A 13817-nucleotide genomic window follows, 5' to 3' on the forward strand; every position below is an offset into this window, starting at 1 on the left:
GAGAAGACATGAAAAAGCTGATCCTGGCTTCTGCAATTGCTGCGCTTGCTGCTAACTCTGCAACTGCTGCTACTATTTACGACGACAAAGGCCTTACTTTCAAAATCAAAGGTGACTGGCAGGTTCAGCTGCGTGACAACGCAAGCAAATCTAAAGACGCTGAAGTAGAATTTGACGATCTAGAGATCAAAAACTCGATCGCTTACGATCTAGGAAACGGCTTAACTGCATACGGCCAGCTAGACTTTGGTTTTAAAAATGCAGCTGAAGACAAACAGTCAGGTGACGACCTAGAAGAAGCTTACCTAGGTATGAAAGCGCACAACATGTCCGTTCAAGTAGGTAAGATGGACAACGCTGCCGATGACTTTGGTGTTGAAAAAGCAATCGAAGAAGCACTAGGTAAGGACGTTTTTGACGAGTTTGGTTCTATCGATGGCGATGACGTAATCCGCTTTGACGCTGATTTCGACGTTGCACGCGTAGCAATCTCTCATGAACTAGAAGCTGACGGTGAAGATAGCTCCAACAACGAATCTACTGAAATTTACGTTGAAGGTGGCTTTGATGCAGTAACTCTAGGTGCAGCTTTCCAAACTGTTAAGGCTACACCAACATCAAATTCAGAAGACATCTGGGGTGTAAGTGCTGAGTTTGATGCTGGTTTCGCTAAATTCGGCATGGACTACGGTGTTTCTGATCAAGGCACAAGCAACAATGACGTTGCGATGACTAACCTTGTAGCTACTTTCAAAGCTGCTAAAACAACTAAAGTTTCAGTTGGCTACATGGAGCACGATTACGATGCAGCTAACATGGATGAAGAAGCTATCTACGGAAATGTAACCTACAAATTCCCGACGCAGAAAAACGTTTCTGTATTCGCTGAAGTTACACACCGTGACGACGACGCAGGTACGGACTACGACCTAGACCTACTTGCTGGTATGCGCATCAAGTTCTAAAAGTTTAAGCCATAGCTTGTCCCCCCCTTCAGACAAGCTGATGCTAAAAACTTTAGGCCCAGTATTTACTGGGCCTTTTTAGTTGCTATAGATCTTTTCGAAAGCGACAATAAACGCCTACTACACGGAAGGCGTCCTATATGTCATCAGTTGATTCCAAAACTGAATCTTGGCTCGATACAGCTAAAATCTATCTTCACCCTAGAGCAATCACACTTCTGTTTTTTGGTTTCTCTTCTGGCCTTCCAATTTTGCTCGTCTTTGGCACTTTATCTTTTTGGTTACGTGAAGCAGGCGTTGAGCGGAGTTTAATCACCTATTTCTCTTGGGTGGGTTTAGCCTATGGTTTCAAATGGCTGTGGGCCCCCTTAGTTGATCGCTTAAGCCTCCCTTTACTGTCGACTTGGCTTGGTAGGCGCAGAAGCTGGTTATTGCTTTCTCAGATCATGCTCGTCATCGGTTTAACAGGGCTTGCCTTCTCTAATCCCCATGAAAACCTTCAATATATGGCGTTGTTAGCACTGGTGGTCGCTTTTAGTTCCGCTACCCAAGATATTGTAATTGATGCCTACCGCATCGAATCAGCAGGTGAACGCTTACAAGCAGCCATGGCTGCAACTTATATGGCTGGCTACCGCATAGCGATGATTGTGGCGGGTGCAGGCGCACTTGCGATCGCTGCGTGGACCTCAATTTCACCTGAAAGCTATGACATCAATTCTTGGAAGTATGCCTACTTAATCATGGCCTCTTTAATGCTAATCGGTATGATCACAACCTTTTTAGTAAAAGAACCTGCTTCTGTTGAGATGGACACCGAAACGCTTGAGCAACAACAAAAAATTATTGAATTTACTCAACGTAATGCTCACCTTCCCGATTTTATAACACGCTTTTTAGGCTGGGCTTATATAGCTATTGCTTGCCCCTTTATCGACTTTGTACGTCGTTACGGTATGCAAGCCCTTATTATTCTTGCGTTAATTGGTACTTACCGAATTTCTGACGTCATTCTTGGGATTATCGCTAATGTTTTCTATGTCGATATGGGCTTTACCAAGGAAGAGATAGCGCAAATCATCAAAATTTATGGCGTAGTCATGACCATCGTTGGCGCAGGACTTGGCGGCATTCTGGTTAATCGCTTTGGCGTAAGAAAGATCCTGTTCTTAGGGGCGTTGTTAGTTTCTCTGACCAACCTTCTATTTGCTTGGCTAGCCACCTTAGGCAATGATACTACGGCACTTACAATCGTTATCTCTCTGGATAACTTAAGTGGCGGTATCGCTACCGCAGCCTTTGTCGCCTATCTATCTAGCCTGACTAATATTCAATACTCAGCGACACAATATGCTCTTTTCAGCTCGATGATGTTGCTATTCCCTAAATTCCTTGGCGGCTTCTCTGGTGGCTTTGTCGATAATTTTGGCTACCCTTGGTTCTTTACTGCAGTTGCAATCATAGGCCTTCCCGTATTGGTATTGATCTGGATCAGTCCTAGAAAATAAATAGGAATCATTATCATTTACATTCATATAAATCTGGGTTACTCTTCTTAACACTTAACAAGGAGGGATATACCGATGACTTATATGATTGACGCTTGGTTTGAACGTAACAACCCTTACCTGAGAGTTATTCACCGCTCTACGGGGATTTCAGTCGTTAATTGGCAAGGCGATACGCTAACCAGCAAATTGCAAAGCGGGGCTATCTGCGTAGACGATTTTGAAGCTACACCTTCTCAGGACCTAGTAAAAGAGATCTTTCTTCTGGATTGCTTAGAACAAGATTAATCAGGTGAAACATCATTCACCTGACTTTGTTAAAGCAGTGACAGGTAGGTTTAGTCGCGGAAGTTATTAAACTGCAGTGGTAATTCAAGGTCTGCTTCACGCAACATTGCCATTACACTTTGCAAGTCATCGCGCTTCTTACCTGTTACCCTCACTTGCTCACCCTGCACCTGAGCTTGAACTTTTAGTTTGGCATCTTTGATCAACTTAACAATCTTCTTTGCCAATGGCTGATCTAGGCCTTGCTTCAGAATAACTTCCTGACGCGCGCGCATATTCGCAGTTTCAGGGTCTTTAATCTCTAAACAGCGAACATCGATTTTACGCCCCGTCATTTTGTTCTTGAGCACATCCATCATCTGCTGCAGTTGGAAATCAACCTCAGCCTGAACAGTGACTGTTGACTCACTTTGTTCAAAACGTGCATCAACACCTTTAAAATCATAACGCATTTGAAGTTCACGATTAGACTGATCAACAGCGTTGGTAACTTCGTGCATGTCTAGTTCAGACACAATATCGAATGATGGCATGAGGCTTCTCCCTATTTTTTTGCCGATTCTAGCTGACCTTTATCTCCATTTCACGTCACAATAGAGAGATAATAGGATCCACATGCTGAAGATTAAGAGAATTAAGTATGAAAGAGAGATGGTACATACTTGGAGCTGGCTCAATTGGTAATTTATGGGCCTGTAATCTGATATCTGCAGGTTACCCCGTCACTCTTATTTTGCGTAATTCAGCGAAGCTTTCTCGATTTAAAGCAAATCGCGGCATTCAATTAGCTGATCAAATGCATAGCTGTGAAGCTGAACTCCCCGGTGATTCGTCGTTAATCCAACAACTGATTATCACGACCAAATCCACTGATACTCAAGCCGCTTTCAACTCGATCAAACATCGACTTGCTGATGATGCACATGTTGTTGTGCTGCAAAATGGCATGGGCAGCCAGCAATGGATAACAGATCAATTAGCAAACGCTGAAGTTGCTTGGGCATCAACAACAGATGGTGCATGGTTAGAATCTGAATTCACTGTCGTACACGCAGGCAAAGGAAACACTCGTATCGGATCACCCGACAAAACGCTCGAGTGGTTAGAACAATTAGATTGTGGTTTCTTAGATCTACAACCTGATCCAGAAATAGCTACAACCTTGTGGCGCAAGCTGGCTATTAACTGCGCCATTAACCCCTTAACTGCGATTTTTGACTGTAAAAATGGCGAGTTAGTTAGCAACCCGAACTATCTAAATGAGATGGTATTAATCTGTAATGAGGTAGAAAAGGTCGCAACTGCACTCAATCTAGAACTATTTGATAGCCCTTTAATTAACCATGCTTGTCAGGTAGCTGAATTAACGGCAAATAATTTTTCCTCGATGAACCAAGATGTGAAACATGGCCGTATAACAGAAATTAATCAGATCACCGGCTATCTATGTGAGCAGGCCGACAAACTAGATATCACAGCGGATATCAACAAGTACTACCTTAAAAAAATTCGGGAACTACATCCTCATAGTGATGCCTAATCCAGTAGTTTCTATCTCTAGGAGCAGTCATGAGTAACAGGCTAAGTAAGATCTATACCCGTTCTGGCGATCAAGGCCAAACCGGATTAGCCAATGGTGAACGTGTATCTAAGACCGATCTTCGAATCGAAGTAATCGGCACTGTTGATGAACTCAATAGTGTTATAGGCATAGTGATCGCGAGCCTGCCTTCTGATGAATCATTAACGAAACTACTGCAAACAATACAGCACCAGCTATTTGATCTAGGCGGCGAGTTAGCAATTGCAGACCCAAGCTATGTCGTTATGACTCCGACAGAGATAGAATACTTAGAGGAACAACTGGATCTACTGAATGCAGAGATACCGCCTTTGAAAGAGTTTATTCTCCCAGGCGGAACTCTTTCAGCCAGTTATACCCATTTAGCGCGTAGTATCTGCCGACGCGCTGAGAGACGAATAACAGCATTACTCCAAGATGAGTCAGCTCAGGTAAATCCAAACTCTGGTATTTATCTAAATAGGCTGTCCGATCTGCTTTTTGTGGCGAGCAGAATTATAGTGCTAAGGCAGGGCGGTGAAGAGATTCTTTGGCGATCCAAAGAAGTTAGATAATACAACTCACCTAACGGGAGAGAGAATAATGAGAGCGCTGTTTTTTTCTGCGTTAATGCTACTAACACCTGCAGTTTTTGCTGACTGCTCAACAGACCAAACCTTGTGTGAAGCTAAATGCTCTGTAAAACACTTTACTGATGATGCCGCTGAACTAGGTTGCAAATCTAAGTGTGTCGCTAAACGTGCAATGTGCTCAACGGAATCGGGTGCGAAAACCGTTGTTGAGAAAGGTGGTGAAGTCATCGAAGATGGCGTTGAAGTAAGTAAAGACGTTATCGATGATGGTGTAGAGATCAGTAAAGATGCGTGGGAAGACACTAAATCATTTGTGAAAGGCATGACCGAATAATCATGCCGTTTGTCTAGCTTTACTGTCAGCATACATTAAAGCTAGACGCGTTTGCGTAGAGAACTGGTTAAACGTATTAAAGTCCTCTTCCGAGACAGGACCTCGACCTTTTAAACGATCCGCATACAGCATACCAATAACCCGTTTTCCCATAGTTAACGGTATCAATACAAATCCTTGACAGCCTACCTGCTTAACGAAATTTGGTGGTAGCCGCTTGTCCCAACCACCTTCATCCAGATCATTAACCAGTAAAGTCACTTGTTTAGCTAAAACCTTAAAGAACAGATCGTCCGCTTTACCCGATTTATCCCTTTCAAAGTAAGTTTGAAGTGGATCAAGCTCATCGCCTTCGATGATTTTTACTGAAAGGTGTGTGTTTGATTTGCCAAGTAAGCAAAGCATACTGCGATCAAACTGTCCGCATTCACCGATAGCTTCCACCACTAACTTGAAAACTTCGTGGATCTTGCCATCAGCAGCGATCAATTCTGTTAGTTGATTGAGATAACTCAGCTGCTTAGAGTTACGTTTCGATTCAGCAGCTGGTGAAGATTTCTCTTCAACATGTTCAGTTTGCTCGACCTCTTCCAACTCCACTTCATTATGAGCTAAGAAAGAAAGCTGACGCACCATATCATCTTTCGCCACATTACCCGTTTCTGAATAATCTGGAATTAATGAACGTGCTTTTAAACCGTAGTTTCGGCTGACTTTAGCAACCTGTTGGAAGCACTGTAGCGTGATTTCACCGACATCATCAAAAGGAATATCCCCCACAAGGGATACTGCATCAACAACCTTATCGTAGGGCTGCTCATTATTTTGATCTTGCCCATAAAGCTGTTGAACTAAACCATGGCTCAACGTAGGTAAAGTCGCCAGCAGATCGCTTTTCTCATCTATATGAGCTAAATCAATTGGTGCCATGGTATTCAAAATCTGTTTGGGATACCCCCAACCTGCTGCCAACTCTCTACCTAATTCGCTAAAGCTCATACCTAACACTTCAGCTTGAATGCGAGGCCATTTTTTATCACCCCTTTCCTTCAACCTGAGCATTTTTCGATATTGCTCTGGCAAGGTACAAGCCACCATAATTTCGCCCAATCCAAATAACAAAGAAGCCATATATGCTTCTTCTGGATCAACTGACTTCCGACTTTTAAGCGCAAGTTCTTTAGCTATATTGGCACTCAAGAACTGCCGCATCATCATCCCAGGCACATCTAGATCTGGATTTTCATCATGGAAGCTTTCAATCAGCTTAAGGGTCAAGCTGATATTTTTAATTTGATTAAAACCAAGCAGAACCACCGCCCGCGATACAACAGTGATATCACCTTGTCCGCGCTTATACATCGGCGAGTTAGCCAACTTAATCAGTTTGGCTGATAAACCTGTATCCTTCATGATCGCCATGGCTAAAGCCATAGCATCACTTTCTTCTGACGCGCTAATCTGCTGTATGCGATTGACCGTAGCACTAAACACCGGCAGATCGCCCAGACGATCAAGGCTTCGGTGAATATTTTTAAGCGTTTCGGTGTATTTCATTCACTATCCTATACAACAACATCAGCTAGGGGGTTGGATATTACTACTTAATAACTGCGGCCAGCATTGCTGTGAATCATGATCAAACCTCAGTTTCGAAAAATGTGCGTAATCGATCGCAATTCGGCTCCAACGATCTGCTTCAATGCCCAACATATCTCCGATCAAGCACCGAATCACCCCACCATGAGTTACAACTAATACCTTTTCGTCAGATAATTGCAGTAACCGCTCTTTAACCATAGCTATTCGTTGCTTAAATTGCTGAATAGTTTCGCCATTTGGTGCAGGGTAATCCTGCGGTGCTTGCCAAAACTTATCTGCTGCAACGGGGTTTTCGCTATAAACCTGCTCAAAACTAACGCCATCCCAGTCACCAAAGTCAAGCTCTTGTAATTCATCCCAGACTTGTAGCTCTATCTGCCGAGTATTGGCTAACCAATGCGCACTTTCCAAAGCCCTCTTTAACGGCGAACTCACAACTAAGTCCCATTCACCATTTACTAAAACAGTTTCACAAGTAGATCTACCTTTTGCAGACAAGGGGCTATCGGTACGGCCTAAATAGACGCCTTTAAGTGCAGGTTCACCATGTCGGAACAAGTCAACAAACAGAGTATCCAAAAGAGATCCTTACTATAGGTTTTAGTCCGACTTTTCACTCACACCAGCACTAGAGAATGTCGCCATCTGTTTATGCAACAAACATGCTGTTTGAATCACACTTACCGACGTTGCAGCGCCACTACCCTCACCTAGGCGCATATCCAACGCTAACAAAGGCTCAGCAGACATGGCAACAAGTACTTTATGATGAAATTTTTCCGCAGATTGATGACCAAAGATCATCCAGTCTTTCGCTAAGGGACAAATGATACTGGCCATATATGCAGCCGCAGTGCTTATAAACCCATCCACCACAATCGTAATGCCTTCCCTTGCTGCCGTCAGATAAGCACCAACCATCGCTACAATTTCAAAACCGGCTAATGATTGAAGCAATTCAAAGGGGGAGTCGTCTGTACACTGATGTAGCTTAAGCGCCTGATCTATCACTACCGTTTTATGTTCGAGCGCGTCACCCGATACGCCTGTCCCTGCTCCAACCACCTCTTGGGCTGTTAGGTTCATAGCTGCAGCCAAAACTGTAGCAGCAACCGTTGTATTCCCTATCCCCATCTCACCGGCGATAAAGAGTTGAGCGCCCGACAATTTAGCTCTTAAAACCGCCTCCCCTCCCACATTAAGCGCAGTCACCAATTGCTCACTGCTCATCGCTTGGCTTTTCGAAATATCAGCACTTTGCGAAGCGATTACTCGATTAAGCACATTGTGATGTTCAACAGGCACCACCGTCCCTAAATTAATCACCTCAAACTGTGCTTTCAATTGCTTAGCCAACACAGCGATTGCCGCGCCGCCTTCGGCAAAATTCAAAATCATTTGCGATGTAACTTCTTGGGGGAACGCGGATACATTCTGAGCAGCCACCCCATGATCTGCAGCAAAAATAGAGATGCTTACACGATCTGCCGAAGGTAATGGCTGCGCTTGCATTGCAGCCATTTGCACAGCAACTTTTTCCAATACGCCTAAAGAGCCGGGTGGCTTAGTTAGGTTTCCTTGATGAGATAAAGCAGCTTGTTCAGTTTGAACGTTTAAAGGTTTAGCTTTAATCTGCGACCATTCCTGCAAGTTCACTTAATATCTCCTTTGACAGCCATTGGAATACCCGCCACTGTTAACGTCACCACTTCCACAACGGCAGCCAAATCTTGATGTAATCGACCGGTGTTATCTTGAAATTGACGACTCAATTCGCCCATAGGGACAATTCCCCAACCTACCTCATTCGAAACCAGTATTAAGTTCCCTTCAAAATCATCAACAGCAGCAGTAAGCGCCTTCATGCCTTCCTGCATAGGTTCCAAACCTTTTAATAACAGATTGGTTAACCAAAGAGTTAAACAATCAACTAAAACTGTGTTTCCCTTACCACTCAAACTATAAAGTGCATCCGGCAAGTCAAAAGGGATCTCTAATATCTGCCATTCGCTCGGTCGATTCTGACGATGTAATTCAATACGCTGCTCCATCTCCGAGTCTTGTGCTTGAGCGGTAGCGATATAAACAACAGGCTGGCCGGTGATGGTAGCTCTTTCTTGCGCCACCTGACTTTTACCCGACCTGGCACCACCTAAAATTAACTGTCGCACTGATATCCCTCGTCAAAAGCTCGTTGTCAGATCAATAAAATGAACGTTAACACTTCTTTAAGATGTATTTTTAATACACATTTAGTAATTCTTAGTGTAGATTATAACACTGCTGATCTAAGCGGCGGAGAGATCCCATGATCCAACTACAAGAAAGACGCACCCCTTCACCCTTTTCTCTTTTTAATTTGGCATTTCGCCCATTTTTCTTAGGTGGAGCACTCTCAGCCATACTTTTAATGGCTGCGTGGCTGGTTATCTATAGTGGCGGTATTCAGCCTCACCACTATAACTATGGTGTATTCTGGCATGCCCACGAAATGCTATTTGGATTTTCTTTAGCCATCATCGCCGGTTTTTTAATGACCGCAGTTAAGACATGGACTAACGTACAAACACTTTATAGCTGGCCTCTCGCTGCACTTTTTTTACTCTGGTTTAGTGCGCGCTTAATGCCTTTATTCCCAGCGATCGACCCTTGGTTAGTCGCTGTCACTGATTTAGCCTTCGCGCCTATGGTGGCCGCTTGCGTGGCTTGGCCAGTTATTAAGTCTAGAAACTATCGTAATTTGATGTTTGTGCCGCTCTTACTTAGCTTCTTCATTGCCAACCTACTCATGCACTTGCAACTACTTGGCTACACTGAGACAACAGCAGCGAAAGGAATTCAACTAGGCCTATTTTTAGTCATCATGGTCATAAGTATCTTGGGTGGCCGTGTTATTCCATTTTTTACTGAGCGCGGAGTTGAAGGCGTAAAAGTAACAAAACATGCTTGGCTGGAGAAAGCGATTATCCCCCTGACTGCAATTTGGGTTCTTTTAAGCCTGACAGAGGTTAAGCCTCTAATTATTGGTATCAGTCTATTACTGGGATTCGCGAATCTAATTCGGGTAGCAGGCTGGTTCGACAAACGGATCTTTGCGGTACCTTTGGTATGGATTCTTCAGTTTGGCTACCTGTTTGTTGCGTTAGGTTTTATCCTTTATAGCCTAAGTTTACTGGATCTAATTAGCACTTCGATTGCTTACCATGCATTTGCTGCTGGAAGTATTGGGGGGTTAACACTAGGTATGATGGCACGTGTTTCTTTGGGACATACAGGTCGACCTCTGAAAGTCGGACCGCTAATCATTACTGCCTTTATATTGATGATATTAGCCGCAGCTGTGCGACTAAGCGTGGGGCTATTACCTCTTTCGTACCTCACAACGCTGCACTTATCAGGCACGCTATGGATGCTCGCTTGGGTACTTTTCCTGATTATTTACACCCCAATCCTGATAAAACCTCGAGTGGATGGCCTATATGGATAGGTCAGCCTTCGATCTAATAGTCCATTAATAAAAATACGGCTCTAAATATAGAGCCGTATTTTTTCACCTAAACGGTCGATCGTTTAGCTTTTAAGATCTACAACTACTCGACCTTTAACTTGGCCATTGGTGATTTGCTCAGCATAGTCAGGCAACTCATTTAGCGCGATGATTTGAGCAATATCGCCTACAGCATTATCTGGTAATTGAGTTTGTAGTCTTTTCCAAGCTTCTTGACGACGCTCATAAGGGCACATCACTGAATCAACCCCTTGCAAACGAACATTACGAAGAATAAATGGCATAACTGTTGTTGGTAGCTTGAAGCTGGCAGCAAGACCACATGCAGTCACAACACCACCATAGTCTGTTTCTGATATAATGCGACCTAGGATATTATCACCCACAGTATCAACCGCACCTGCCCAACGCTGTTTCTCTAGAGGCCTTGCTGGCTCTGCCATCTGCTCTCGACTAACAATTTCTGAAGCCCCCAGACCTTTCAGATAACTCTCTGTTTCAGGACGGCCCGTAATAGCCGTAACTTGATAACCAAGCCCGGCTAAGATTGAAACGGCAACACTACCTACACCGCCTGCGGCACCACTAACAATGACTGGACCTTTATCAGGTGTTACACCACCCTCTTCCAGAGCCATTACACACAGCATGGCAGTTAAACCTGCTGTACCGATCTGCATAGTGCGAACAGGATCCATACCTTCAGGAAGAGGTACTAACCAATCTGCGTTTAGACGTGCATACTCAGCAAAACCACCCCAATGGTTTTCACCTACACCCCAACCTGTCAGTACAACTTTATCGCCTTTCTGATAACGACCATCAGCACTCTCTTCCACTGTGCCAACTAAATCTATACCCGGAACCATAGGGAAGTTCCGAATAATTTTGCCCTTACCTGTAATAGCTAAACCATCTTTGTAGTTTAACGAGGAGTAATCGACTTTAACCAAAACATTCTGATCTGGTAATTGATCCAGACTCAATTCTGTCACTTCCGCTACAGTCTTACCGTCGTTTTGATTTAACACGAGCGCTTTGAACATGCCGATCTCCCAACTTATTTATCTATTTGTCATACAAATATAAAATAGATTTTTAAATGATACAAGCTATGATGTTATTGTTTCAGTTTATGTAGAATAGCTTATTCGTAGTATTAGCAATCCTATGGAGTAATACGTGAGCCTAGAAGTAGCACCTATCAATAAGTCCAGCTTGTCTAAACAAGTCGCTGATCAATTACAGGAAGCGATTTTAGATGGCTCCCTAAAAGCAGATGATCGCTTGCCTACAGAAGGTGAACTAGCTGAACGCTTTCACGTATCACGCCCTACGATTCGAGAAGCGCTCAAGCGTCTCGCTGCTAAGAACTTAATCCGTTCACGCCGAGGCCCTACTGGTGGCACCTTCGTAAACCACTTAGGAGCTGAAGAGCTCAGTGATCAGATGACCACAGCTGCGACACTTTTTGTCAGTATGAACCAGATATCTTTGACTGAAGTGAGCAGCACTCGACTAGAGTTAGAAAGTTTATGCTGCCAACAAGCCTGCGTTAACAGATCAGAACAAGATCTAGATAAACTGCGAGCCGAATTAAATTATCAATCCAATACCAATATTAGCCCTGAAGAATTCTGCGCGGCTGATGTTCGCTTCCATCGCGCCATAGCCGATGCAAGTGGTAACCGTATGCTGAGCTTTGTGATGTATTCGTTGATCGAGGCTCTGCAACCGGTTGCTAACATGATTGCATACCGTTTCCGTGAAAGAGAAATTATCTTAGGGCAACATCGCAGACTACTGGGTGCGATTGAAGATCAAGATATCAATTTAGCTAAAGCTATCATCAAAGAACAGATTGAGTATCTAGATCTATTACATGGTGAGGCGCAGTCCTCCCATCAAGAAGCGGCGAAACAAAGTACTTTTAAACAATAAACCAGCTAAGTTCGACCAATCTATAGTTCATTTATCCACGGATAAAGCCGAAAATTATTTATAATAGGCAGGGATAGATAATTGATTTATCCTTGCACAAAGCTATCAAAGATCCCTTGACGCTGTACCTTATACAATAGATTCAGGCTATCTTTGTCAGCTCCTAATTCATCTTAAAATGCCAAGTTTATAAGGAGTTTTTGTGGAAAACGTTTGGCTTATTAGTATTGCAGCCCTTGTTGTTGGCGCCGTAATTGGTTTTTTGATGGGACGTTCTGGCGGAGGCGCACAACGCCAAGCAGAACTCGCTGAGAAACTAGAAAGTACTCAAAAAGAACTAGACAGCTACAAGACCGAAGTTACTGAACACTTTGAAAAAACAGCAGCGCTAGTCAACAACCTGACTAACAGCTACAAAGATGTTCATGAACATCTTGCTACTGGTGCACAAGGCTTATGCCAGCCAGGTAGCGTTGATCTAGCCATTGAACCCTCTTTGACTCCAAAGCTAGAAAGCGAAGCAGAAGAAAAATCAGCTGAAGAAAAACCTGCCACTGAAGCAGAACAAGTAGAAAGCTCTGCCGAACAACCTAAAGATTACGCACCTAAGTCTCCTGAAGATGAAGGTACGTTATCTGAAAACTTTGGTTTGAAAGAAGAACAGGAAACCAAAGAGGAAGAACAGACTCCTGCTGATGCGCCTAGCAATGTAGACGCAGAAACAGCAGAACCAAAAGCGAAAGCTTAAACGGGATTGTCTATATCGATAAACTGGTGTTGAAGCCCAAATTTCAGCGCCAGTTCCTCACCTAATGCTCTGGCACCATAACGCTCCGTTGCGTGATGGCCTGCTGCAAAGTAGTGAATACCATTCTCTACTGCACTGTGGAAGGTTGGCTCTGAGACTTCACCAGAGATAAAAGCATCCAAGCCCTGCTCTATCGCTTTCTCGATATAACCTTGGGCACCCCCCGTGCACCAACCAATCCTTTTAATAGGGTGGTCTCCGCCTTTAATCAGTAAAGGTTTTCTATTTAAAACCCTCTCTATATGATCAGCGACCGCTTCTGCGGACATGGCTTCAGGTAACTCTCCCGTATTGCCAATACTGCGCGGATTGCCAAGCTCTAAAGCACCAAAACCCTCGATTCCTAAAAGCTTAGCGAGTTGGGCATTGTTACCGATCTCAGGGTGAGCATCTAATGGCAGATGATAAGCAAGCAGGCTAATATCATTATCTAGCAAGGCTTTGATGCGACGTTTTTTAATCCCTGTAATACAGCTATTCTCTCCTTTCCAAAAAAAGCCATGATGCACCAACAAGACATCAGCATTTTCATCGATAGCTCTATCTATCAAAGCTTGAGAAGCCGTTACACCCGTTATAACTGTGCTAACATCACTTCGCCCTTCCACTTGCAGACCATTCGGGCAGTAATCTTTAAATTGGTTTGGCTCTAATCGCTGCTCTATATATGCGATTAGATCTGATAGTTTTACCGACATTCTTCTGTTAT

At 43.7% G+C, this 13817-nt stretch carries 16 protein-coding genes; 9 read left to right on the forward strand and 7 right to left on the reverse strand.

Features of this window, described 5'->3' with window-relative positions:
* Positions 1-8: 8 nt before the first annotated feature.
* From ACMXYV_RS13020 to ACMXYV_RS13030, 3 genes are all read left to right on the forward strand, one after another.
* Positions 9-965 carry a porin gene (locus tag ACMXYV_RS13020; protein ID WP_415888903.1) on the forward strand — a complete coding sequence of 319 codons (957 nt, stop codon included), beginning with the start codon at positions 9-11 and terminating at the stop codon, positions 963-965.
* Between the two features lie 140 nt (positions 966-1105).
* The gene (locus tag ACMXYV_RS13025) at positions 1106-2473 is read left to right on the forward strand and encodes an AmpG family muropeptide MFS transporter (protein WP_415888904.1); all 1368 of its coding nucleotides are present in this window, start codon (positions 1106-1108) and stop codon (positions 2471-2473) included.
* 75 nt (positions 2474-2548) lie between these two features.
* The gene (locus ACMXYV_RS13030; protein WP_415881983.1) at positions 2549-2761 is read left to right on the forward strand and encodes a hypothetical protein; all 213 of its coding nucleotides are present in this window, start codon (positions 2549-2551) and stop codon (positions 2759-2761) included.
* A gap of 50 nt (positions 2762-2811) precedes the next feature.
* On the opposite strand, the gene ACMXYV_RS13035 is transcribed toward ACMXYV_RS13030, so the two are convergent.
* Positions 2812-3294: a YajQ family cyclic di-GMP-binding protein gene (locus ACMXYV_RS13035; protein WP_415888905.1), complete on the reverse strand. Its 483-nt coding sequence runs from the start codon at positions 3292-3294 to the stop codon at positions 2812-2814.
* A 107-nt stretch (positions 3295-3401) separates the two neighbouring features.
* Between ACMXYV_RS13035 and ACMXYV_RS13040 the strand changes: the two genes are divergently transcribed.
* The 3 genes from ACMXYV_RS13040 to ACMXYV_RS13050 are packed head-to-tail and all read left to right on the forward strand — an operon-like array spanning position 3402 to position 5249.
* Positions 3402-4301 (forward strand): 2-dehydropantoate 2-reductase, encoded by a 900-nt coding sequence (locus tag ACMXYV_RS13040; protein WP_415888906.1) that lies wholly within the window; start codon positions 3402-3404, stop codon positions 4299-4301.
* A gap of 29 nt (positions 4302-4330) precedes the next feature.
* Positions 4331-4897 carry a cob(I)yrinic acid a,c-diamide adenosyltransferase gene (locus ACMXYV_RS13045; protein WP_415888907.1) on the forward strand — a complete coding sequence of 189 codons (567 nt, stop codon included), beginning with the start codon at positions 4331-4333 and terminating at the stop codon, positions 4895-4897.
* Between the two features lie 28 nt (positions 4898-4925).
* Positions 4926-5249 carry a hypothetical protein gene (locus ACMXYV_RS13050; protein WP_415888908.1) on the forward strand — a complete coding sequence of 108 codons (324 nt, stop codon included), beginning with the start codon at positions 4926-4928 and terminating at the stop codon, positions 5247-5249.
* Here the strand turns inward: ACMXYV_RS13050 and ACMXYV_RS13055 are convergent, their stop codons facing one another.
* Genes ACMXYV_RS13055 through cobU form a run of 4 tightly spaced genes read right to left on the reverse strand, consistent with a single transcriptional unit; the run spans position 5250 to position 9022 of the window.
* Positions 5250-6806: an HDOD domain-containing protein gene (locus tag ACMXYV_RS13055; protein ID WP_415888909.1), complete on the reverse strand. Its 1557-nt coding sequence runs from the start codon at positions 6804-6806 to the stop codon at positions 5250-5252.
* Between the two features lie 21 nt (positions 6807-6827).
* The gene (locus tag ACMXYV_RS13060; protein ID WP_415888910.1) at positions 6828-7430 is read right to left on the reverse strand and encodes a histidine phosphatase family protein; all 603 of its coding nucleotides are present in this window, start codon (positions 7428-7430) and stop codon (positions 6828-6830) included.
* A 21-nt stretch (positions 7431-7451) separates the two neighbouring features.
* A complete protein-coding gene (gene cobT / locus ACMXYV_RS13065; protein WP_415888911.1) occupies positions 7452-8507 on the reverse strand; it encodes a nicotinate-nucleotide--dimethylbenzimidazole phosphoribosyltransferase in 1056 nt (351 codons plus the stop codon).
* Positions 8504-9022, reverse strand: coding sequence for a bifunctional adenosylcobinamide kinase/adenosylcobinamide-phosphate guanylyltransferase (cobU, locus tag ACMXYV_RS13070; protein WP_415888912.1), 519 nt, complete (start codon positions 9020-9022; stop codon positions 8504-8506). The genes cobT and cobU overlap by 4 nt, the downstream gene beginning before the upstream one ends.
* Before the next feature lie 137 nt (positions 9023-9159).
* Between cobU and ACMXYV_RS13075 the strand changes: the two genes are divergently transcribed.
* On the forward strand, positions 9160-10338 hold the full coding sequence (locus ACMXYV_RS13075) for an NnrS family protein (protein ID WP_415888913.1): 1179 nt from the start codon (positions 9160-9162) through the stop codon (positions 10336-10338).
* 83 nt (positions 10339-10421) lie between these two features.
* Here the strand turns inward: ACMXYV_RS13075 and ACMXYV_RS13080 are convergent, their stop codons facing one another.
* Complete coding sequence (locus tag ACMXYV_RS13080; RefSeq protein WP_415888914.1) at positions 10422-11405, reverse strand: MDR family oxidoreductase; 984 nt, start codon at positions 11403-11405, stop codon at positions 10422-10424.
* Between the two features lie 136 nt (positions 11406-11541).
* On the opposite strand from ACMXYV_RS13080, the gene ACMXYV_RS13085 reads away from it, so the two are divergent.
* Together ACMXYV_RS13085 and ACMXYV_RS13090 are read left to right on the forward strand one after the other, a co-directional pair.
* The gene (locus tag ACMXYV_RS13085; protein WP_415888915.1) at positions 11542-12300 is read left to right on the forward strand and encodes a FadR/GntR family transcriptional regulator; all 759 of its coding nucleotides are present in this window, start codon (positions 11542-11544) and stop codon (positions 12298-12300) included.
* A 202-nt stretch (positions 12301-12502) separates the two neighbouring features.
* On the forward strand, positions 12503-13048 hold the full coding sequence (locus tag ACMXYV_RS13090; RefSeq protein WP_415888916.1) for a YhcB family protein: 546 nt from the start codon (positions 12503-12505) through the stop codon (positions 13046-13048).
* Here ACMXYV_RS13090 and ACMXYV_RS13095 read toward each other — a convergent pair.
* Positions 13045-13806: a Nif3-like dinuclear metal center hexameric protein gene (locus ACMXYV_RS13095; protein WP_415888917.1), complete on the reverse strand. Its 762-nt coding sequence runs from the start codon at positions 13804-13806 to the stop codon at positions 13045-13047. The genes ACMXYV_RS13090 and ACMXYV_RS13095 overlap by 4 nt on opposite strands.
* Positions 13807-13817 lie beyond the last annotated feature (11 nt).

The sequence above is a fragment of the Neptuniibacter sp. SY11_33 genome (assembly GCF_047778025.1).
Taxonomy (GTDB): domain Bacteria; phylum Pseudomonadota; class Gammaproteobacteria; order Pseudomonadales; family Balneatricaceae; genus Neptuniibacter.

Coding starts and splice junctions, on each gene's coding strand:
- ACMXYV_RS13055 (WP_415888909.1), bottom strand. CDS start 6,806: ATGAAATACACCGAAACGCTTAAAAATATTCACCGAAGCCTTGATCGT.
- ACMXYV_RS13080 (WP_415888914.1), bottom strand. CDS start 11,405: ATGTTCAAAGCGCTCGTGTTAAATCAAAACGACGGTAAGACTGTAGCG.
- ACMXYV_RS13030 (WP_415881983.1), top strand. CDS start 2,549: ATGACTTATATGATTGACGCTTGGTTTGAACGTAACAACCCTTACCTG.
- ACMXYV_RS13075 (WP_415888913.1), top strand. CDS start 9,160: ATGATCCAACTACAAGAAAGACGCACCCCTTCACCCTTTTCTCTTTTT.
- ACMXYV_RS13040 (WP_415888906.1), top strand. CDS start 3,402: ATGAAAGAGAGATGGTACATACTTGGAGCTGGCTCAATTGGTAATTTA.
- ACMXYV_RS13020 (WP_415888903.1), top strand. CDS start 9: ATGAAAAAGCTGATCCTGGCTTCTGCAATTGCTGCGCTTGCTGCTAAC.
- ACMXYV_RS13045 (WP_415888907.1), top strand. CDS start 4,331: ATGAGTAACAGGCTAAGTAAGATCTATACCCGTTCTGGCGATCAAGGC.
- ACMXYV_RS13035 (WP_415888905.1), bottom strand. CDS start 3,294: ATGCCATCATTCGATATTGTGTCTGAACTAGACATGCACGAAGTTACC.
- ACMXYV_RS13050 (WP_415888908.1), top strand. CDS start 4,926: ATGAGAGCGCTGTTTTTTTCTGCGTTAATGCTACTAACACCTGCAGTT.
- ACMXYV_RS13095 (WP_415888917.1), bottom strand. CDS start 13,806: ATGTCGGTAAAACTATCAGATCTAATCGCATATATAGAGCAGCGATTA.
- ACMXYV_RS13025 (WP_415888904.1), top strand. CDS start 1,106: ATGTCATCAGTTGATTCCAAAACTGAATCTTGGCTCGATACAGCTAAA.